Below are 20,835 nucleotides of genomic sequence, written 5' to 3' on the forward strand. Positions count from 1 at the left end.
ATACAATCATGGATGACAAGCAGATTATTGTGGACTTCATCGAGTCCAAATCCAAATCCAAATCCAAGTTTTACTTCAACGACTTCCTGCCCCTGTTCCCCGACATGAAGCCCCGCGAAGTGAAGAAGATTCTGACCAAGCTGGTGAACGAAGAAGTGCTGGAATTCTGGTCTTCCGGTTCCACCACCATGTACGGCATGAAAGGCGCCGGCAAGCAGGCCAGCGCTGAAGGCGAATAAGTTTTTCTGCCAGGAAGGTTCGCCTTCTTGACGGGACAGCGTATGAACTGCAAAGTTCATACGCTTTTTTTATGTCAGCCATACGGCAGGAGGGTCAGGTGAGCATTCCCAGAGTCATCATAGCGGGTCTGAACGGCGGTTCGGGAAAAACCATAGTCAGTCTGGGGCTTTGCCGTGCATGGACACGCGCCGGCCGCAACGTGAAGCCGTTCAAAAAAGGGCCGGACTACATTGATGCCCGCTGGCTTGCGCTGGCAACGGGTAACCCGGCCACGAATCTGGATCCGTATCTGGTTTCCGCGCAGGTCATGCGTTCACTGTTTGTCACGGCGGGCAAAGGCTACGACGGAGCCGTGATTGAAGGCAACAGGGGGCTGTATGACGGCAAGGATGTCACAGGCAGCTGTTCCACGGCCGAAGTGGCGCGGCAGCTGGACACCCCGGTGGTGCTGGTGATGAACTGCACCAAAATGACCCGCACTGCCGCCGCACTGGTGGGCGGCATGGCGGCTTTTGAGCCTGATCTCAATCTGGCCGGAGTGGTGTTGAACCAGACAGCCAACGAACGGCATCGCGGCGTACTGCGCGCCGCCATCGAACAGTATACCGATGTGCCCGTGCTCGGGGCGCTGCCGCGTATGCGCAGCAACCCCATACCGGAGCGGCACATGGGGCTGTGGTCAGATACCGAAATGCACGACAGCCGGTCGCCTTTAGATGCCGTGGCAGATTTTTTATGTGACAACGCCGATGTGGAGCGCATCTGGCAGATAGCGCGTCAGGTCCCTGCTGCTGATTCAGCTCTCATCCCCGACCTGTGGGATATGCTGCCCGCGGATGCCGCTGCGGGGCCGGTGCGCATCGGCTATGTGCGCGATGCGGCGCTGTGGTTTTATTATGAAGAAAATCTGGAAGCCCTGCGCCGTGCCGGTGCCGAGCTGGTGGAACTGACCCTGCTGGATGATGCGCCGTGGCCGGAACTCCATGGCCTGTATCTGGGGGGTGGTTTTCCCGAGACTCTGGCGGAGCGTCTTTCCGCCAATATTGCGGCGCGGGCGCGTGTAAAGTCGCTTTCAGAAGCGGGTATGCCCGTGTATGCCGAGTGCGGCGGTTTTATGTATCTGGGACGCACCCTGCGGTATGGCGGAGTTGAATACCCCATGGCGGATGTTTTTCCGGTATGCACAACCGTGCATGAACGGCCGCAGGGGCTGGGCTATGTGGAAGCCCGTGTGGTGGAGGACAACCCTTTTCACGCCACAGGTACCCGTGTGCGCGGCCACGAATTTCATTATTCGCGTGCGGTGGCGTATGAGGGCGAATCTGTGCGCCATGCGTTCAGAATGGAGCGGGGCGAAGGTATGGGTGAAGATGCAGACGGCATGATAGTACGCAATACCTTTGCAGGGTATACCCACCTTTTTGCTCCGGGCGAACCGCACTGGGCAGTGAATTTTGTGCGGGCTGCGGCCCGTTATCGTGACGCAGAAGCTGATTGAAGCCTGTCTGCGGGGTGGTCGGCGCTCAGTGTCTGTTGGTCAGCCACACGCCGCAGCCTACCAGCACTGCGCCGCCCAGCAGCGAAAGGGCCACGGGTTCGTCCAGCAGCAGGGCAGCCAGCAGAATTGCGCTTACCGGCACAATGTTGATGAAAACGCCTGCGCGTGATGCTCCTATGGCTTTGACCCCCTGATAAAACCATGTGAATGCCGCCACGGTGCCCAGCAGGGCAAGATAGGTTATGGATGTCCACGTGGTGAGTGAGATGGAACCCATGCGGGCCGGAAGGCCTTCGGACAGGGCGAAAGGAAACAGCATGAGCGCGCCGGTGATGCATGACCATGTTACCGATGCCAGCGGCGAAAGATCGGCCATGACTTTGCGTCCGGCCAATGAGTAAGTCACCCAGCTTGCCACACATCCGAAGATGGCCATGTCTCCTGCGGAAAGCGCGTGTGTGAACAGGGCCAGCGGGTCCGCCCGTGAGATGACGGTGATGGCGCCGCAGACAGAGAGTGCTATTCCTGTCAGGCGCAGGCCGGACAGCGGCTCGCGCAGCAGAAGCGCGGCGAAAAGAGCTATGAATACGGGGTTTAGGGCAATGATTACTGCAGCGCGACCGGCAGCTACGGTCTGAAGCCCCAGAAAGAAAAAGGCATTGTAGGCGAATACGCCGGACAGCCCCAGCAGCAGCACGCCCGGAAGGGTTTTGCGCGTCAGGGCGGGCAGTCCGCCTTCCTGCAGGCGGGCGAGGAAGGTCAGGCATACCGAGGCCATGGCAAAACGCAGAAATGCACAGGAAAAGGGGCCGAGTTCGGCCGCTGCCAGACGTCCCGCCACAAATGTTCCGCCCCAGATGAGTGCGGAAAGAACAAGTTTCAGGTAGATCATACTTATTCCGGCATGGAATTGCAGAAAACGTGTGCCATACTCCGGTTGCGGCAGGCGGCCTGCACGGCTGCGTGACGCAGGAGTGAAGGTGAGACATAACATTGGACGCCTTGCAGGCGTATACAGGATAAGATCAGGTGGAGTCGATGACTTTTTCATTGCGCATAAGGGGATGCCGTTCCGCGGCCGTGCTGGCTGCTGCGGCGTTGTTGTGGATGCTGGCCGCTGCGGGGCATGCTGAAACTGTAAAAACCCCTCCCCGGCTGCTGGAAGGAATGGCTTCGTGGTACGGCGAATTTTTTCAGGGCCGTCCCACAGCCAGCGGCGAACCGTTTGACATGAATGCGCTTACTGCGGCGCATATGACTCTGCCGCTGGGCAGCATCGTGCGGGTGGTCAATCTGGAAAACGGAAAAACCGTCATCGTGCGTATCAATGACCGTGGACCGTTTAAAAAGCAGTATGTCATTGACCTGTCACGTCAGGCCGCCGTGCGGCTGGATATGCTGCAGAAAGGAACAGCCAGGGTGCGCATAGAACCGCTCGACCGTAATGTCATTGACGGTGAGGCACCGCAGGCTGTTGTTCCTGCCGCCATTCGCAGAACTGCGCAGCGCAACGCCACGGGTGATGAGCAGAAGGCGGTATCGCAGGCCGGAACCGCACCGGCTGGTGGTCAGACCGGTACGGCGCAGCCCTCTGCCGGACAGCATGATTCTGCTGAGACAGCTGCTGCCGCTGGTGCAACAAAGGCCGGTATGACCGCTGCGGTTTCACAGGGCCGGGCGGACAGTTCTGTTGCCGCCCCCATCGCAGAGCGGGACGGCGTGGCTTCTCCGGACCATGCGCCGCAGGGCGGCAGCCATGCAAAAGAGCCGGTGAAGGAACAGCAGCCACAACCGGCAGCTAACAGTACCCGTCAGGCGCTGGCTGTGGCGGCTGCCATAACCGGCGCAGATCATGACAAAGCGGCGCACAAGACGGCACTGCCGGAAGAAAGCGGCGTACGAGACGGAAATTATGTGAAAAAACTGCCATCCGGCGTGTATGTGCAGGCCGGTGCATTCAGCAGACGCGAAAATGCGCGTAATTTCGCGCAACAGCTTGAAAAAGAAGGATTCGGACCGGTGTTGTGGAGTGCCAAAAACAGTGCCGGAAGCCTGTGGCTGGTGGTTGCGGGGCCGTTTGCAGATAAGGCGCAAGCCTATAACAGACTTGCAGCATTGCGAAATGCGGGTCACAATGGCTACTTGAAAGTGGTTGCTCCATAAGGCGGTTACGCCGCGGCGGTGGGGTGTGTAACTGTACGGATGCAATGATCCGGAACTTTCGCCGGCCGGTCAGCAGGCCGGCAATATCGCTTTTTTGTTCAGCAAGGTAGGCATATGCAGCACGATCCGCCCAGAGTTCTGTCGATAGACGATGATAGAAATGTCCGTGAAAATATCGTCGCCTATCTGGAAGACAGCGGTTTTGATGTGGTCGAAGCCGAAAACGGCCGTCAGGGGCTGGAGGAGTTCGAAAGGTCCGCTCCGGACATCGTGCTTGTTGACCTGCGCATGCCGGTGATGGACGGCATGCAGTTTCTGGCCGAGCTGCGCAAGATTTCCAAACGCATTCCCGTTATTGTGGTTTCCGGCGTGGGTGTGCTTGAAGAAGCTGTGGAGGCTTTGCGGCATGGCGCGTGGGATTATGTAACCAAGCCCATCAGTGACATGGTGGTGCTGGAACACGCCGTGAACAAAGCGCTGGAGCGCGCCCGCCTGCTGGATGAGCGCGACAGGTACCGCGAGCGGCTGGAACAGGAAGTGGCGGAACGTACCGGAGAGCTGCGCGAATCCAACGAGCGTCTGCTGGAGTTTCAGAGTCTGCTGCAGGAAAAAAACCAGTTTCTGGAAGCGCTTATCGAAAGCATGCCCAACCCTGTGTTTTTCAAGTCGCTGGAAGGTGAATATCTGGGCTGTAATGCGGCGTTCTGCCGCATACTGGGCAAACCCAAAGAGGACATTGTGGGGCGCAGGGCAGAAGACCTGCTGCCCGAAGAAGTGGCCTGCCGTGTGCTGGAAGGAGGCGTGCTGTCCGGTGCTCAGGAACGCGCGCATTCGTGCACCATCACCATGCTGGGCGACGACGGCGGTCCGTTGCAGCTGGTGCTGTACAAGTCGTTTTTTCAGAACAGGGCGGGCGAAAACGCCGGTGTGGTGGGCACGTTCCACGATATCACCGAACTGAAGAAAAAAGAGGCCCAGATTTACCATCAGGCCTACCATGACGAGCTGACAGGGCTGGCAAACCGTGTGCGTCTGAAAGATGCCATAGCCGACCGCATACGGCTGGGCGGCGACGGTGGTCTGGCAGTGCTGATGCTTGATCTGGATAATTTTAAAAACGTCAACGACAGTCTGGGGCACGGTGTGGGCGACAAGCTGCTGCTTGAGGCATCGCGCCGGCTGCGCGATGTTGTGGGCCCGCAACCGCTGCTGGCCAGAACCGGCGGCGACGAATTCGCGCTGCTGCTCGACGGCTGCAAGGACGTGGCAAACCGGCTTGCAGCCAAGGTGCTGGATGCCTTCACCGTTCCGTTTGTCATTGATGAACACGAACTGTACATAACCATCAGCATCGGGCTTACCTGCTGGCCGGAAGACGGTGCCGATGCCGATTCACTGGTTAAAAACGCCGATGTGGCCATGTACAAGGCCAAAGAGCAGGGCCGCAGCCGCTGCCTGCATTTTGATGCCGAGATGACCGAACAGGTCACCAGAAGGCTGAGTATTGAAAAGAGCATCCGCAAAGGGCTGGAACGGGATGAGTTTCAGGTCTACTACCAGCCCAGAATCAATATTTTTAACGGCAAGCTGGTAGGCATGGAGGCGCTGGTGCGCTGGGTGCCCGAACACGGTGCCGTGGTCAGCCCGGCGGAGTTTATTCCCGTTGCCGAAGAAACGGGGCTTATTGTGGCGCTGGGCGAAAGGGTGCTGCGGCTGGCATGTGCCCAGATGCGTATATGGGCGGACAGAGGGTGGGGTGACCTGCGTATGTCCGTCAATATTTCTGCCCGTCAGTTTCAGGCCAATCTGACGGAACGTGTGGCCGCCGCACTGCGTGATTCCGGCATTTCTCCGGATTCGCTGGAGCTTGAAATCACGGAAACCACCATGATGCGTGATATCGGGCAGACAGTGCTGCTGCTTGAACAGCTGAACGGCATGGGACTGAAGATAGCCATCGACGATTTTGGTACGGGGCATTCCTCATTGTATTATCTCAAGCGTTTCCCCATCAGCACGCTGAAGATAGATCGTTCCTTCGTGCGCGATATCATGAAGGACGACGGCGATGCCAACATTGTATCGACCATTATCACCATGGGGCACAACCTGTCGCTGAATGTGGTGGCCGAAGGAGTGGAAACGGACGAACAGCTGGCTTTTCTGCGCGACAAGGGATGCGTTGAAGTGCAGGGCTTTTATTACAGCAGGCCCGTGCCGGCTGCGGAGTTTGAAGAATTTGTGCTGCGGCACCGGTCGTGACCGCAGCGGCTTGAAATACCTGTCAGCCCGCCTTCCGGCGGGCTTTTTCATGGCTGTCAGGGGGTTACGGGGCGGTGTCTGCGTGTGCCTCTGTCAGACATCTTTCAATTTCGCCGAAAAGCTGAGCTTTGTTCACCGGTTTTTCCACATAGCCGTTCATGCCGCTTGCCAGATAATATTCTCTGTCTCCGGCCATGTTGTTGGCGGTAAGGGCAATGACGGGAATCCGCGCCCACGCCCTGCCGCTGTTTCTGATGCGCTTTGTGGTTTCCAGTCCGTTCATGCCGGGCATCTGCACATCCATCAGAACCGCATCAAAAGACCGCTTTTCCAGATTTTCCAGCGCACCGGTGCCGTTGTCTGCCGCGGTCACGGTGTAACCGCCCTCCTGCAGAAACAGCGATATGAATTCCTGATTAAGTGTGTTGTCTTCCACCAGCAGAATATGCGCGCCTGTTGCCGCCGCGGCAGCAGGTTTTTTTGTTGTGACGGGGGCCTCTGCCGCAGGCAGGGCCGGTGTGATGCCGGAGGCGGCAGCTTCTTGCGCCGCCGGCAGGGGCAGGGCAAGACGGAAAAGACTGCCTGTCTGTCCGGCTTCGGCCAGTTGCAGCGTGCCGCCCATCAGCAGGGCCAGTCCGCGTGAAATGGCCAGCCCCAGCCCGCTGCCCTGATGCTGGCGCGAAAGCGAGCCATCAAGCTGTACAAAGCTTTCAAAAAGCAGATGGCGCTTGCTGTGCGGTATACCCGGTCCGGTATCGCACACGTCAAAGCAGATGACGTCGTTTTTGTCCGGATACACGTCAACCCGTACAAAGCCCTTTGTGGTGAATTTGACAGCATTGGCTGCAAGATTAGTCAGTATCTGCGACAGCCTGCCCGCATCACCCCGCACTGCCTCAGGCAGTGCGCTGTCCAGCCGCAGGGTGAGAGCCAGCCCTTTCTGCGCTGCTGCAAGACGCAGCGGGGCCAGAACCTGCTCCACGGTGTCGGGCAGGGAAAAGGTGCGTACATGCAGGGGCATCTTGCCTGCCTCGAGCCGTGAAAAATCCAGAATGTCATTGACCACAAGGCGCAGAGCCTCGGCCACGGACCGGATCATGCCCAGATGACTGCGGGTCTCTTCAGGCTGCGGTCTGCCCAGCATGACATCGGTTATGCCCAGTATGCCGCTCAGGGGAGTACGCAGTTCATGGCTGATGTTGGCCACAAACTGTGATTTGAGCCGTACGGCGTGCTCCGCGGTTTCCAGTGCGTCTTTAAGTGCGGCCTCCGTGGCCTTGCGTTTGGTGATATCAAGAATGACCAGCAGTCCGTCATATCCGCCCAGATGGGCAGGAACGGGAATGGCGGTCACCTCGTGCACGCGTTCGGCGTGCACCATTTCCATCTGCGACCGGCGTCCTGCCACGGCCTGGCGGCACAGCGGTTCCAGAACAACGGTGAGAGCCTGAGGCATCACTGCCGAAAGCCGTGTACCCGCGGGGGTGTCGCCCGACATGCCCAGCATGTCCGCCCGCTGCCCGTCTGCAATCAGCAGCCGCAGCTCGCTGTCAAAAAGACAGACGGCGGCATTGGGCAGATTGGCGGAAAGCGCCCGGTAGCGTGCTTCGCTCTGCAGCAGCGCCATGCGGGTGTTGTGTTCCTCGGTTATGTCCTGAAACGTGCCGGAAAGGCGCAGGGGCGAGCCGGAAGCATCTCTGATCAGTTTTACCCGCAGCATGCCGAACCCTGCCGATCCGTTGATGGCGCGGTAGGGTATGCCTGCTTCTTTGTAGCTGATGGATTCGTGCAGGGGCGATTGCAGCATGGCCCTGAATATGGGCGGCACTGCCGGTGCAAGGTGTTCAAGCAGGCCGCGGGCCTTTGATACGTCAAAATCGCGCGGCAGTCCGGCCATCTGCAGCAGCTCGGGCGAGCAGTAGGTGCGCTGTGTCATAAACTGCATGTCAAAGTGCCCTATTCTGGCCAGCCGCTGTGCTTCACTGAGCATGGTCTGGCTTTCGCGCAGCCGGGCCTGCGTCTGCTGCAGTTCGGTTATGTCTTCCAGTACGGTCATGCCGCCGCTGACATGGGTTTCGCATGAAAAAGGCAGACTGTGTCCCATATAAATGCGGCCCCGTATCACAAGGGTGAAATGCACGGGACGTCCCCGCAGCGCCATGGCATGGTGCGCCGCCAGATTTCGTCCCGCGGCGGGCGGCAGGATTTCGTGCGGGCGGCGGCCTTCGGCATGCTGTTTGTTCAGCCCCATGCTTTCCATCTGACGGCCGTCAGCTTTGCGTATGATGCCCTGCCCGTCAAAAAGCAGCAGGACGCCGTTGGGGTAGTTTTCGGCCAGCGAACGGTACAGTTGTTCGCTCTGCTGCAGGGCGTCTTCGGCATTACGCCGTTTGTGGTGCTGCCGCATGCCTGTATATGCCAGTGCGGCGGTAAGGGTAAGAAGCGCCAGCGCTGCAAGCATGGTACGCATGAGGCTTTTGTGCCACGGCCCGAGCACCCGTTTTTTATCGCGCAGTGCAGCAATGTGCAGCGGCAGGTGGGGCAGCTGATAGGCTGCGATGAGATTGGCGGCGGTTTGTGCCTCGCGCAGCCCGCCGCCCGAAAGTTCGTCTTCCGTGCCCGCAAACACGGCGGTTTCTTCCAGCGCGGTGCCGCTGTGCAGGTCGGCCCGCGCCGGCCAGCAGGCGATTATCTGCATGTCGTGGTTAAGCAGCAGCACCGTGTCGATGTCAAAAAAACTGCTTTCCTGATACGGGTCATACAGCGCTGCGGGGTATACGCTGGCAGTGAGCACGCCGGCAAAGGCGCCGGAGGCGTCCAGCATGCGGCGGCTGATGAGAATGCCGGGTTTATGTTCCGCGGCTGCGGCGGAGTCTTCGGCTTGCAGTTCAAGGAAAAAGTCGTGCCACTGATCGCGATGGCGTTTGAGCAGCCCTGTCACGTCCGGCGGTTTGCTGTATCTGTCACCTGAATGGCGGGCCACCAGCGTGCCCTGTGCGTCAAACAGAAAAATATCAGCCACGCCGGGATGCAGCAGGGCGGAGTTGGGCAGGTGCAGGCGCCGGATTGTCTCCGACGGTGCCGCGGCATGGGCGGTCAGCAGCTGCGCCGCCGTGTTCTGGGCATTAAGCAGCACCAGATCTATGCCGCCCAGCGTGGCGGCCAGCCTGTCACCCAGTATGGTGGCCTGTGACTGCAGCTTGATACGCGCCAGGGACAGATGATTGTCTTTTTGCGAATAGACGGTGACGAACAGGCCTGAGAGCAGAGCGAGAACGATCAGCTGCAGGGCGAGAATGACGCCGCGGGGAGCATGGTTGCCGAGAAGAGCTGGTTTCATGGCGTTCCTGCAGCTGCGTGCGTGTTGCTGAAGAGCAGGCCGCTACGGTTCCTGTGCTGCGGACAGCTTGTGCGGCGTTTCTTCGGGCAGAGTGGCAAAGATGTTTTCCAGAATGGTATTCGATACCAGCATGCCGTTTCTGGTCAAGCGCAGATACCCGTTGCTGATGCGTACCAGCCTGTTGCGGTGCAGGGCGTGCACCAGCTGTTTGTGCTCGCGCAGAAAATCGCGTCCGGTAAGGTCGCGGTATGATTTCACGCGCAGGCCGCGTGCCGTGCGCAGACGCAGCATGATAAGTTCTTCGGCCCGCTCCAGCGGGGTGAGTGCCGCGGCATCGTGCCCCAGCGTACCCTCGGCTGTGCGGCGGGCGTACTCCTGCAGCCCGTGGGGGTTTTCCCAGCGTCTGCCGGACAGCGTGGAAACCGCCGAAGGCCCCATGCCCAGATATTCGGCGCCTTCCCAGTAGCCCAGATTGTGCCTGCACTGAAATCCCATGCGGGCGAAGTTGGAAATTTCGTACTGCATATAGCCCCGCGATTCCAGAAATTCCGCACCGTAGATGAACATGCGGGCCTGTTCCTGCTCGTCGGGCAGCGTGTGCCGCCCCTGCAGACATGCCTGTTCCAGCGGGGTACCTTCTTCCAGCGTGAGTCCGTAGCATGACAGATGGTCGGGCTTGAGCTCTGTTACTGCTTTCAGCTCGTCAAGCCACAGCTTGAGCCGCTGCGATGGCAGCCCCCATATCATGTCCAGATTGATGTTGCCAAAGCCTGCCTGACGCGCCAGCCGGAAGGCATTTACGGCTTCGCGCGCCTTGTGGGGCCGCCCCAGTACGCGCAGACCGTCGTTGTTCAGGCTCTGCACTCCCAGACTCAGTCTGTTGATGCCGCATTTGAAAAGGGTGTCAAGATACCCGTAGGCGGAGACGGATTCGGGATTTGCCTCAAAGCTGATTTCGGCCCCGTTCTGTATGTCGAACGCGCGTCGCAGCCTGTCCATGATGACGGCCACCGCTTTTTCCGGCAGCAGACTGGGCGTGCCCCCGCCGAAAAAAACGGTATGCACCGCTCTGTTGCCCAGCCGGTCGCCCCACAGGGCTATCTCGCGCAGCAGCGCATCAAGATACTGTTGCATGCCGTCCGGTCCCGCGGCGGCCACAGGGACGGAATGGAAAGCGCAGTAGCCGCATTTGCTGCGGCAGAAGGGCACATGAATATACAGCAGCACAAAGGCTCCGGATGTCCGGCGGTGAACGGCCGCGCGGGTCTGTCTTTCTGCTTCGCCGCCCGGTGGTTGCGGATACCGCGCGGGCTGCGGGCGGTTGCGGTCAGCGCATGCGGCGTGTGCCGCGCCGCGTTGCGGCACAGTATGTCTTATCTGCCTGCATTGCCGGCTGCGGGGGTGGCGGCGGCCTGTTCTGCCTGTTTTTCTGTACCGTCTGCGCAGCAGGGCGTGCCGGCGGTCTGTTGCGGCACCTGCGCACCGGCGTTTTTCAGTTCGCGGGCGTACCGTTCGGTTTCGCTGTACAGGCAGCCGCAGTACTGCTGCCGGTATATGCCCCACGCTTTGGAAGTCTCTATGCCCTGCTGCCAGCCTTCACGGAAGTCGCGGTACAGAAAACGCAGCCTGCCGTCGCCGCACAGGTCGCTGCCCAGCGCGGCGATGCGCTCGTGCTGCTGTTTGCGGGAATACAGCAGGGTGGAGGTAACCATGTCGAACCCGCCTCTGCGGGCTACGGATACGGCCCGTTCGAGCCGTATCCTGTAGCAGTGAAAGCATCTGTTCGCTTCACGGAAAGCGATTTCGCGCATCCATGCCTGCGGGTCATATTCACGGTCAAAGTATATCACTTTGACCCCCAGCCTGTGAGCCACATCCACCATGCCCTGTCTGCGGGCCAGATACTCGCGCAGCGGGTGAATGTTGGGGTTGAAGAACAGGCCGGTGACTTCGTGTCCTTCGCGCAGCAGCGTCTGCATGGTGGTGATGGAGCAAGGCCCGCAGCATGCGTGCACAAGCACTCTTGCCATGCCTACCTCCGTATGGCGATGTCGATGTCGCGTTCGAACCTGTTTTCCAGTTCGGTCAGGTGTCCGCGTTTATGGTTCAGCAGGTACATGCCCAGTTCTTCCGGAGCTTCCCAGCGCAGCGAAGAGGCCGTGGTGGCGCGCAGCTGTCTGTGGATATCCTTGAGGGCCTGCATGGCCTGCCATTCCATGTTGCGGCGCAGCCCTGTGCCTTTGCAGCACGGGCAGGGTTCGGTGCTTATGGACAGGGCGGAAGACCCCAGACGCTGCCGCACTATCTGCAGCAGGCCGAAACGGCTCATTTTGCCCACATCGTGTCTGGCGCGGTCGTTTTTCATGGCGGCGCGCAGGGTTTTTTCCACTTCGCGCCAGTGGTTTCTGTCGCGCATTTCAATGAAGTCGACAACTATCTGCCCGCCGATGTCACGCAGCTTGAGCTGCTGGGCGATGGTTTCGGCGGCTTCCATATTGGTGCGCAGAGCCATGGATTCGAAATTTGTCTTGCCGGCGATTTTTCCGGAGTTGATATCGATGGCCATAAGCGCTTCGGTCTGGTCGAAAACCAGCCTGCCGCCGCTGGGCAGCGATACTTCGCGCGAATATATCTGGTCCAGCTGCTTCTGCATGCTGAACCGCTCCCAGAGTGTGCGGTCGGTGTCTTTATGCCGTTTGACCAGATTGGTGCGCCGCGGAAAGACGATGGCGGCAAATTCCTGCACGGCATCGGCTGTCTGTTCGTCGTCCACCCACACTTCGCCCACATCGTCGGTCAGATAGTCGCGCACTGCCCGTGCGGCAAGGTCCAGTTCCTTGTAGATAAGGCTGGGGGCTTTTTCCACGGTGCCTTTTTTGCGCACATCCTTCCACAGGCGTTTAAGAAACTGCAGGTCGCGCTGTATGCTTGTTTTGCTCTGCCCCACCGAAACCGTGCGTACGATAAGCCCCAGCCCGGGACCGGGGGTGGCACCTTCAAGCAGGGCGCGCAGGCGCACTCTTTCTTCTTCCGATTCCACCTTGCGCGAAACGCCTATCTGTTCGCGTCCGGGGGTGAGCACCAGAAAACGTCCCGGCAGCGAAAGATACGAGGTGAGGAAGGCACCTTTGGAACCCGTGGGTTCCTTGACCACCTGCACCAGTACTTCCTGTCCTGCTTTAAGCACTTTCTGCAGCAGAGGATATTTTTTGCCTTTGGAAGGGTCGTGGGGGGCCGAGTAGTATTCGGGGTGAACTTCATCCACCTGCAGAAAACCGTTTTTTTCGGCGCCGTAATTGACAAAGGCGGCCTGCAGGTTGGAGTCTATGTTGTTGATGATGCCTTTGTAGATGTTGCCTTTGGTCTTGGCCTGATGCACCATCTCTACATAATATTCAACAATTACGCCTTCTTCAGAGAGAACAACTTCAACCTGTTCTTCGGGCAGCACGCTGATGAACATCTTGCGTTTGCCCTTGCGGGTCTTTTCCATGAGAACCTCATGAGGATAAAAAAAGTGTACGGGTAATCCCGTGCGACGGAACAGATGTGCCGGTTATCTGTCTGCCAGGGCGAAGAACGGGTCTTCGTCCTGCTGCTGCAGGTTTTGCGAGGGCAGCGGCGCTACTGTGCCGGACTGCAGAAGAGGGCGGAGTGCCCGTTCCACACGGTCAAGCGGCAGTGAAAGCGCCAGCGCCAGCTGTCCTGCCGTCTGAGGACGGCGCGACAGCGTCTGCAGCAGCATGGACTCCACCGCGCGGTCATCCCGCTGGGTAAAGTCGGCACGCTGTCCGGTGCGCAGAAAAATTCCGGTCTGCTGCGGGTCGGCCGCAGGCAGGCAGGCATTCAGCGCATCGCACCAGGCGGCCCTGACATCGGCGTCTACGGGTGCGGCCTTGCTGTAGGCCCCCGGACGCGACAGTGTGGTGACATCCACCCTGTCCGGTGCGAGTTCGGGCACAAACTGCCTCAGCAGGGCCAGATTCTCCTGAGAATCATTGATGCCTTTCGAGAGCAGTATTTCCAAAAAAATTCGTCCGCCATATTCTTTGCGGAAGGTCAGCAGCGCAGCGGCTACACCGCTTGCGGTCAGTTCTTTTTCCGGCCTGTTCAGGGCGCGGAATTCCGTCTCCACCAGTGTGTCCAGCGAAGGAAGCACCACGTCGGCACAGGCCGCTTCGTCGCGCACGTCCTTTCTGTGCAGCAGGGTGGAGTTGGTGAGCACCGCCACGGGAACATCAGGTAGTATGGTTCTGCACCCGCTGATGATGCGGCCCATGTCGCTGTTGAGCGTAGGCTCGCCGGAACCGCCCAGCGTCACATGGTCCACATGTGTGCCGGGATTTTCATTCCGCCATGCCGCAAGTTCGTCTAATATGGTTGCGGCAGGTACATACGGGGCGCGCTCGCAGGTGAGAATATCTGTGCGGCCCACCTCGCAGTAGAGGCAGTCCATGGAGCAGATGCGTCTGCCCAGAAGATCAAGGCCGAGAGAATGGCCCAGTCTGCTGGAAGCAACAGGCCCGAATACATAGGCAAAGGTCATGTGGCGGCTGTCCTTACGCGTCGCGGCGGCGGATAGTGCGCATACCGGCGGACCGGCAGTCGGGCCGCGACCACTCATAAGAACGCTTTTCAGCAAAAAAAGCAACAGGAATACCTGAACGGCGGCGTTGTCTGCCACTTGACAGGAATAGTGCGCCGCTGTAGGGCGCTACCATCATAATGGAGGACACTATGCCCAGAATCGGCGAGCTTGTGCTTTTGGTTTCGCCCAAAGGCAAACGATACCTGCGCAGGGTCGAACCCGGCGCGGACCTGCATTGCGGCGACGGAATCGTGGCCATGGAGGATGTCATGGGGGCCGATTTCGGCACCATAGTGCGTTCGCACTCCGGCAAACCCTTCCGGCTGTACCGGCCCGCGCTGCCCGACCTGCTGCGCGGTATAAAACGCCAGACTCAGGTTATTTATCCCAAAGACATCGGATATATATGTATGCGTCTGGGCGTCGGTCCGGGGCGCAAGATCATTGAATCAGGTTCCGGTTCCGGCGGGCTTACGCTGGCCATGAGCTTTTTTGCCGGTGAAACGGGCGAAATTCATACCCATGAAGCCCGCGAAGAATTCATGAAGCTGTGCCGCAAGAATCTTGACTGGGCAGGGCTTGGCAGCAACGTGACGCTGTACCATCAGGACATCAAGGACGGATTTCTGACCGGCGACGCGGACGCGCTTTTTCTCGACGTGCGTGACCCGTGGGAATACCTGCATCATATCCCCGCAGCGGTGAAGTCCGGCGCCATGCTCGGTTTCCTTGTACCTACGGTTGATCAGGTTTCGCGTCTGCTTTTCGGTCTGGAAAAAGGCCCCTATGACGAGGTGGAGGTCTGCGAGGTGCTGGTGCGCGGCTGGAAACCCGTGCCTGACAGGCTGCGTCCCATGGACCGCATGGTGGCACACACCGGTTTTCTTATTTTTGCGCGGCATCAGGAGCAGATAGATGCGCTTGACGCGTACAAATATATGGGAACCCGCGAACGCAAGCAGGAAAGCGCCCGCCGCGAGCGGCTGGGACTGCCGCCCCTGCGCGGAGAAACAGGCGGCGAAGCGGGCGATGATTTTATCGACGAGCCCGACGGCAGCTGCGAAGACTGACAGGCCGGTACAGACGGCTGACGGCTGTGACGCGCCTCTGGAAACAGGGGCGCTTTTTTTGCGCACGCGGTCTGCACGTGTGTGGAAAAAAGGCTGTTGTTATTGCAATAAGTTGTAATGTATGGTAAAAAATAATTTTTCTTGATTTATGCTTTGGGATGCCGTATACTGATTAACTACCATTGTGTAGGCTTATTTCATCTCTGGAGCAGAAGCATGACCCGTAAAGACAGAACAGAAGGCATATACAGCCGTCGTGAAGTGCTGGACGAGAGCGAGCGCAAGCAATATTACCTCATTCAACTCAAGGACCTGCTGTCCTATGCGTACCGCTACTCCGAAGACGTGAAAAAGCGTTTCGACCGTGCGCAGTTCAATGTCGAAAAATTCAAGACGCTGACCGACCTGAAGCATATTCCCATTCTGAAAAAGAAGGAGCTCATCTTTCTGCAGTCCATGGGGCCGCGGCTGGGCGGACTGCTGACCAAAGACCTCGGCGAACTCAAGCGCGTGTTCCTTTCGCCCGGGCCCATATTCGACCCCGAAGACCGTCAGGACGATTACTGGGGATACACCGAGGCTTTTTATTCCGCAGGGTTCCGTTCGGGCGATGTTTCGCAGATAACCTTCAACTATCATCTGGCGCCTGCCGGTCTGATGTTTGAAGAGCCGCTGCGCAATCTCGGCTGTGCCACCATACCCGCCGGACCGGGCAACGCCGCCACCCAGCTGGAAATCATGCAGAAGCTGCGCGTGACCGGCTATGTGGGCACTCCCAGCTATCTGATGCACCTTGCCCAGAAAGCCGAGGAAAAAGGCCTGAATCTGCGTAAGGATCTTTTCCTTGAAGTGGCGTTTGTCACGGGTGAAAAGTTTTCTGAAAAAATGCGCAACCAGCTTGAGAAAAAATTCGATCTGGTCATGCGGCAGGGGTACGGCACGGCCGACGTGGGCTGTGTGGGCTACGAGTGTTATCACAAGACCGGTCTGCACATAGCCAACCGCGCCTATGTTGAAATATGCCACCCTGATACCGGCATTCCGCTGAAAGACGGTGAAGTGGGTGAAATTGTCGTCACGGCGTTTAACAAGACGTATCCGCTTATCCGTCTTGCCACGGGCGATCTTTCATACATTGACCGTTCGCCCTGCCCCTGCGGCCGGACAAGCCCGCGTCTGGGCAACATCGTCGGCCGTGTGGACACCACCGCCCGCATCAAGGGCATGTTCGTGTATCCGCATCAGGTGGAACAGGTCATCTCGCGTTTCGAAGATATCAAGCGCTGGCAGATAGAAGTGACCAACCCCGGCGGTATCGACGAAATGACTCTGTTTATCGAGGCGAGCAACTTCAAGCGGGAAGACGAACTGCTGCACGCGTTCCGCGAGCGCATCAAACTGCGGCCCGAGCTCAAGGTGCTTGCACCCGGTTCGCTGCCTCCGCAGATCCGTCCCATCGAGGACAAGAGAGTATGGGACTAGCCTTCAGGCTTGCCATACTCGGCCTGCTGATTCTGACGGCAGGCGGGTGCGCCGTTATGCGCCCGCCTGCCTCTTTCCGGCCGCCGGAGCGTGAAGGACAGCTTTTCACCGCCCTTCAGGCTCCTGTTTCTCCTGCCGCTTTTGCTCAGGCGGCGCTCTCATACGATTACATTCTGCTGGGCGAGGGGCACACCTCGGCCTGCGACCATCTGATGCAGGCCCGAATGCTGCAGGCTCTGGCTGCTGCAGGCATGCGTCCCGCCGTGGGGCTGGAGATGGTGCCCGCGGAAAAACAGCCCGTGCTGGACAGGTTCGGGCCTTTTGCCGTTGCTGCGGATACCGCCCTGCAACAGCGGCTGGATGCGGATACACTGGAAGAGGCCGTGGACTGGAAAACCGTGTGGGGATACCCCTACGATCTGTACAGACCGGTTTTTGAAGCGGCATATGCCGGCGGGCTGCCGCTTTTCGGGCTTAATGTGCCGCGTGAGGTGGTGCGCAAGGTGAGCCGCGGCGGTATTGAATCACTGACAGACGACGAACGCAGCCTGCTGCCGTCAAAGATTATTTTTCCCTCCGACGAGCAGCGCGAGGCGCTGACCCGTATGTTCCGCAAACATGACTCCATGCGCAGGGCGCGCCATAACTCCACGGCGGAACAGACCGGCATGCCGGATACGCCTGCCGCGCCGGAACGCAGGCCTTCCACAGACACTGCCGCTGCAGACACGGCCGCTGTGCCGGGCGGCAATGCCACCGCCCGCACCGCTCCCGGCTCTGCCGGAATTTCCGCAGTCGAGGCCGGTGCCGCTGCCGCTGACGGTGAACACGGTACCCGTGAACGCTTTTTTCTTGTCCAGTCACTGTGGGATACGGCCATGGCCGAAAACGCCATGCGGGCGCGTCGCCGCCACGGAGGGCCCGTGGTCGTGCTGGCGGGCAGCGGGCACGTGGAACGCGGCTGGGGTCTGGCCCGCAGGCTGGGCATCCTTGACCGCGGGGCACGCGTGCTGCTGGTCATGCCGTGGCGTGCCGAAGGCCCCCCCGACCCCGAAGACGGCGATTACTTTTTCTATTGCCGTGCCAGCCACCGAAGCCGTATGGGCTTTACGCTGGTCATGGCTGAAGGACGGGTGACGGTACAGGACGTGGCGGAGGATTCCCCCGCCCGGCGTGCCGGATTCCGCGCCGGCGATGTGCTGCGTTCTGCCGACGGGGCGCAGGTGAATTCGCTGTGGGATATGCACAAGGCCGGTATGCAGGCGGCGCGTGAAAAGCGTCCTGTGGTTTTCGGCGTGCAGCGCGACGGAGCCATGCTGTCGCTGGAACTGTCTGTGCAGCACGAAGACGGGGCGCAGGAGGACACGGACAGGCGGTGATGTCCGGCAGGTATCTGGTGCCTGCTGCATGCCGTCCATACCGTCCATACCCCCATGCCGTCCGTTGTCTTCCGGATTTTTCCGGCCCGCTGCGGCGTTCCCTCGGTGTCCCTGATGCCTGTCCGGTGGCCGCGGCAGGACTGGATTGTGCTCCTGCAAAAGGCGGTTGCTGTCCTGCGGGCGGCTTTTTTGTGCGCTGCCGCCGGTGTTCCGCGCGGGCAGCATGGTCTGCCGGTGCACTATCATACCACTGCGCACCGTACGGGTGCGGCGGAGGATGTCATATGCCTGAACTGCCAGAAGTGGAAACCATCGCCCGCGGGCTTGCCCCCGAACTTACCGGGCGCAGAATAACGGAAGTTGAAGTGTTCAATGCCGGAAGCGTGCAGGGAGACAGAGAAGTCTTTGACGCCTGCACGCCCGGACGCGTCATTGCCGGTGTGGGCCGCAGAGGCAAACTGCTGCTGGTGCATCTGGAAAAAGAGCGGCGGCAGGGTGCCGCCTGCAGAGCGGTGCTGGACCACAGACCCGCCGGTGATACGCCGGATATGCTGGCGTTTCATCTGCGCATGAGCGGCAGACTTTTCATTTACGGACCGGAGCAGCTTCCCGGTCCGCATACACGCATAATCATCACGCTTGATTCGGGACGCAGGCTGTTTTTTGACGATGCGCGCAAGTTCGGTTCGTGCCGTGCGCTTTCGCCGTTCAGCAGGCCGCTGTGGCGGTTCTGGGCCACACTGGGGCCGGAACCGCTGGACGTGGACCGTGAGACATTCATTGAGCAGTTCGCAGAACGGCGCAAAGCCGTGAAAGCCCTGTTGCTGGATCAGACAGTGATAGCAGGGGTGGGCAACATCTATGCGGACGAGTCGCTTTTCAGGGCCGGAATCAGACCGGATGCCCGGCCGGGCGACTGGACGCGCGACGAAGCTGAACGCCGTCTGGGCAGGCTGTATGATGAACTGCGCGAAGTGCTGCTCGAGGCCATCAGCGAATGCGGTTCGTCCATACGCGATTACCGTGATGCCAGAGGCGATGCCGGAGCCTTTCAGAACTGTTTCAGGGTTTACGGGCGCAGCGGAATGCAGTGCGTCAGCTGCAGAGATGCACTGACCACGGCCAGAGTGGCCGGGCGCACCACGGTGTACTGCAGCAACTGCCAGAAATAAGGTGCAGCCGTATCATGAACGGTGAAGTTCCGGAACAGGGCAGCCCATCGCTGACGACTTCTGGCGCTCAGGGCGGGCACGAGCAGTGTGCTGTGGCGCGCAATGCGGCGGTTATGGGCGCGGCCACGCTCGTTTCGCGCGTGCTGGGGTTTGTGCGCGATGCCGTGCTGGCTTTTGCTCTGGGGGCCGGTCCGCTGGCGGATGCTTTTCTGGTGGCTTTCCGGCTGCCCAACCTGCTGCGCCGTCTTTTCGGCGAAGGTTCGTTGAGCATGGCGTTTGTGAGTGTCTTCTGCGCCACCCGCAGCCGGCAGGGGGATGAGCGCGCTTTTGCACTCATGCGGAGCATGTTTTTCTGGGTGGCCCTTGTGACCGGTGTGCTATGCACTGCCGGAGTGCTGGGTGCTCCGGTGCTGACAGCGCTCATGGCGCCGGGGTTTGTGCGCGATGCGGAACTGTTCCGCACCGCCACGGTCATGGTGCGGATATGCTTTCCGTACGCGTTTTTTATCTGCCTTGTGGCGCTGTGCATGGGCGTGCTGAACGGCATGGGACGCTTTGCTGCTCCTGCGCTGGCGCCCTGCGTGCTCAATGTGGTGCTTATCGCCGCGGCCTTGCTGGCTTATGCCGGCGGGTATGACGTGGCCATGACACTGGCATGGGCAGTTCCGGTTGCCGGAGCGGCCCAGCTGGCTTTCATGCTGCCTTGGCTCGGACGCAGCGGCGTGCGCATGACCGGTCCGTGGCGCGCGGCGGACAGGCTGGCGGTGAAGGTCGGCAGGCTGCTGGGGCCTTCGGTCATGGGAGCGGCGGTATATCAGCTGACCATCGTGCTGGGCACGCTGCTGGCATCGTTTCTGCCCGCAGGCAGTATTGCCTGTCTGTATTACGCCGACCGGCTTGTGCAGTTTCCTCTGGGGGTGTTCGGCGTGGCCGTGGGAACGGCAGCCCTGCCCAGCCTTGCCAGACTGCACGGTCCGGGCATGGAGCAGGCTTTCGGCGGTACATTGAGTGCCTCGCTGCGGCTGAGCCTGTTTGTCAGCCTGCCTGCCGCGGCCGGTCTGCTGGCGCTGGCCCAGCCACTGGTGACTCTGCTGTTCGGCAGAGGCGCCTTTGACGCTGCAGCGGTGCGCGACACTGTGGCTGCACTGGCCGCCTATGCGCCGGGCATTCCGGCCATCGCGCTTGTACGGCCTCTGGTGGCCGCTTTTTATGCCGCGGATAACACCCGCACACCGGTTGTCATCGCCGTGGCCGCGCTGGGGGTGTACGCCGGTACCGCGCTTTTGCTTATGCCGTTTGCCGGTCATGTGGCTCTGGCCGCCGCAGGCAGTGTTTCTGCATGGTTCAACGCTGTGTTGCTGTATACCTCGCTGCTGCGCTCGGGGGTTCTGTTGCGGGACATTCTGCGGCCCGCAGCCGTCTACCTGCTGCTTTCCGCCGTCATGCTGGCCGCTGTGCACACCGGTGCCCTGTATTTCTCTTCTTCTTTTGCCGCCGTGGCTGTTCTGGTACCTGCGGCCGTGGTTTTTTATGCGGCGGCGGCCCTGCTGCTGCGTTCCGGCGAGGCGCTTCTTCTGCTGCGCAGCTTCCGCAGCTGACCTGCCTGCGCGTCTCAACGCAAATATCTGATAACTTGTTATC

General features: G+C 59.9%; 15 protein-coding genes. 9 read left to right on the top strand and 6 right to left on the bottom strand.

All coding sequences use genetic code 11. The annotated features are described in order from the left end of the window. Positions 1–8: 8 nt before the first annotated feature. Entirely contained in the window at positions 9–239 is a 231-nt protein-coding gene (locus tag H586_RS0107600; protein ID WP_011366646.1) for a dissimilatory sulfite reductase D family protein, read from the top strand. A gap of 98 nt (positions 240–337) precedes the next feature. Further along, entirely contained in the window at positions 338–1,738 is a 1,401-nt protein-coding gene (locus H586_RS0107605) for a cobyrinic acid a,c-diamide synthase CobB (RefSeq protein WP_027181745.1), read from the top strand. Between the two features lie 25 nt (positions 1,739–1,763). Here H586_RS0107605 and H586_RS0107610 read toward each other — a convergent pair whose 3' ends face one another. After that, positions 1,764–2,630: a DMT family transporter gene (locus H586_RS0107610; RefSeq protein WP_027181746.1), complete on the bottom strand. Its 867-nt coding sequence runs from the start codon at positions 2,628–2,630 to the stop codon at positions 1,764–1,766. 146 nt (positions 2,631–2,776) lie between these two features. Here H586_RS0107610 and H586_RS20010 point away from each other — a divergent pair, with 146 nt between their 5' ends. Both H586_RS20010 and H586_RS0107620 read left to right on the top strand, forming a co-directional pair. Continuing rightward, positions 2,777–3,901 (top strand): septal ring lytic transglycosylase RlpA family protein, encoded by a 1,125-nt coding sequence (locus H586_RS20010; RefSeq protein ID WP_027181747.1) that lies wholly within the window; start codon positions 2,777–2,779, stop codon positions 3,899–3,901. Between the two features lie 114 nt (positions 3,902–4,015). Further along, a complete protein-coding gene (locus H586_RS0107620) occupies positions 4,016–6,163 on the top strand; it encodes a GGDEF/EAL domain-containing response regulator (protein WP_027181748.1) in 2,148 nt (715 codons plus the stop codon). Positions 6,164–6,227: 64 nt separating this feature from the next. Here the strand turns inward: H586_RS0107620 and H586_RS20015 are convergent, their stop codons facing one another. From H586_RS20015 to H586_RS0107645, 5 genes are all read right to left on the bottom strand, one after another. Continuing rightward, the gene (locus tag H586_RS20015; protein ID WP_051363926.1) at positions 6,228–9,503 is read right to left on the bottom strand and encodes a response regulator; all 3,276 of its coding nucleotides are present in this window, start codon (positions 9,501–9,503) and stop codon (positions 6,228–6,230) included. Positions 9,504–9,545: 42 nt separating this feature from the next. Then, positions 9,546–10,730, bottom strand: a complete 1,185-nt coding sequence (hemW, locus tag H586_RS0107630) for a radical SAM family heme chaperone HemW (RefSeq protein ID WP_027181749.1) — start codon at positions 10,728–10,730, stop codon at positions 9,546–9,548. A gap of 146 nt (positions 10,731–10,876) precedes the next feature. Then, on the bottom strand, positions 10,877–11,533 hold the full coding sequence (locus H586_RS0107635; RefSeq protein ID WP_027181750.1) for an epoxyqueuosine reductase QueH: 657 nt from the start codon (positions 11,531–11,533) through the stop codon (positions 10,877–10,879). A gap of 2 nt (positions 11,534–11,535) precedes the next feature. Then, on the bottom strand, positions 11,536–12,996 hold the full coding sequence (locus tag H586_RS0107640; RefSeq protein ID WP_011366654.1) for an Rne/Rng family ribonuclease: 1,461 nt from the start codon (positions 12,994–12,996) through the stop codon (positions 11,536–11,538). 63 nt (positions 12,997–13,059) lie between these two features. Beyond that, a complete protein-coding gene (locus H586_RS0107645; protein ID WP_011366655.1) occupies positions 13,060–14,049 on the bottom strand; it encodes a radical SAM protein in 990 nt (329 codons plus the stop codon). 191 nt (positions 14,050–14,240) lie between these two features. On the opposite strand from H586_RS0107645, the gene H586_RS0107650 reads away from it, so the two are divergent. The 5 genes from H586_RS0107650 to murJ all read left to right on the top strand — a co-directional run bounded on the left by H586_RS0107650 (position 14,241) and on the right by murJ (position 20,792). Next, entirely contained in the window at positions 14,241–15,161 is a 921-nt protein-coding gene (locus tag H586_RS0107650) for a tRNA (adenine-N1)-methyltransferase (RefSeq protein WP_011366656.1), read from the top strand. A 216-nt stretch (positions 15,162–15,377) separates the two neighbouring features. Beyond that, positions 15,378–16,643 carry a phenylacetate--CoA ligase family protein gene (locus tag H586_RS0107655; RefSeq protein ID WP_011366657.1) on the top strand — a complete coding sequence of 422 codons (1,266 nt, stop codon included), beginning with the start codon at positions 15,378–15,380 and terminating at the stop codon, positions 16,641–16,643. Next, positions 16,634–18,022 carry a ChaN family lipoprotein gene (locus H586_RS0107660; RefSeq protein WP_027181751.1) on the top strand — a complete coding sequence of 463 codons (1,389 nt, stop codon included), beginning with the start codon at positions 16,634–16,636 and terminating at the stop codon, positions 18,020–18,022. Before H586_RS0107655 ends, H586_RS0107660 begins: the two co-directional genes overlap by 10 nt. 284 nt (positions 18,023–18,306) lie before the next feature. Then, positions 18,307–19,194 (top strand): bifunctional DNA-formamidopyrimidine glycosylase/DNA-(apurinic or apyrimidinic site) lyase, encoded by an 888-nt coding sequence (gene mutM / locus H586_RS0107665; RefSeq protein ID WP_027181752.1) that lies wholly within the window; start codon positions 18,307–18,309, stop codon positions 19,192–19,194. Between the two features lie 14 nt (positions 19,195–19,208). Continuing rightward, complete coding sequence (gene murJ / locus H586_RS0107670; RefSeq protein ID WP_027181753.1) at positions 19,209–20,792, top strand: murein biosynthesis integral membrane protein MurJ; 1,584 nt, start codon at positions 19,209–19,211, stop codon at positions 20,790–20,792. Positions 20,793–20,835 lie beyond the last annotated feature (43 nt).

It is taken from the genome of Oleidesulfovibrio alaskensis DSM 16109, from assembly GCF_000482745.1.
GTDB lineage: Bacteria > Desulfobacterota > Desulfovibrionia > Desulfovibrionales > Desulfovibrionaceae > Oleidesulfovibrio > Oleidesulfovibrio alaskensis.

Coding starts and splice junctions, on each gene's coding strand:
- H586_RS0107600 (WP_011366646.1), top strand. CDS start 9: ATGGATGACAAGCAGATTATTGTGGACTTCATCGAGTCCAAATCCAAA.
- H586_RS0107610 (WP_027181746.1), bottom strand. CDS start 2,630: ATGATCTACCTGAAACTTGTTCTTTCCGCACTCATCTGGGGCGGAACA.
- H586_RS20010 (WP_027181747.1), top strand. CDS start 2,777: ATGACTTTTTCATTGCGCATAAGGGGATGCCGTTCCGCGGCCGTGCTG.
- H586_RS0107620 (WP_027181748.1), top strand. CDS start 4,016: ATGCAGCACGATCCGCCCAGAGTTCTGTCGATAGACGATGATAGAAAT.
- H586_RS20015 (WP_051363926.1), bottom strand. CDS start 9,503: ATGAAACCAGCTCTTCTCGGCAACCATGCTCCCCGCGGCGTCATTCTC.
- H586_RS0107635 (WP_027181750.1), bottom strand. CDS start 11,533: ATGGCAAGAGTGCTTGTGCACGCATGCTGCGGGCCTTGCTCCATCACC.
- H586_RS0107640 (WP_011366654.1), bottom strand. CDS start 12,996: ATGGAAAAGACCCGCAAGGGCAAACGCAAGATGTTCATCAGCGTGCTG.
- H586_RS0107645 (WP_011366655.1), bottom strand. CDS start 14,049: ATGACCTTTGCCTATGTATTCGGGCCTGTTGCTTCCAGCAGACTGGGC.
- H586_RS0107650 (WP_011366656.1), top strand. CDS start 14,241: ATGCCCAGAATCGGCGAGCTTGTGCTTTTGGTTTCGCCCAAAGGCAAA.
- H586_RS0107655 (WP_011366657.1), top strand. CDS start 15,378: ATGACCCGTAAAGACAGAACAGAAGGCATATACAGCCGTCGTGAAGTG.
- H586_RS0107660 (WP_027181751.1), top strand. CDS start 16,634: ATGGGACTAGCCTTCAGGCTTGCCATACTCGGCCTGCTGATTCTGACG.
- mutM (WP_027181752.1), top strand. CDS start 18,307: ATGCCTGAACTGCCAGAAGTGGAAACCATCGCCCGCGGGCTTGCCCCC.
- murJ (WP_027181753.1), top strand. CDS start 19,209: ATGAACGGTGAAGTTCCGGAACAGGGCAGCCCATCGCTGACGACTTCT.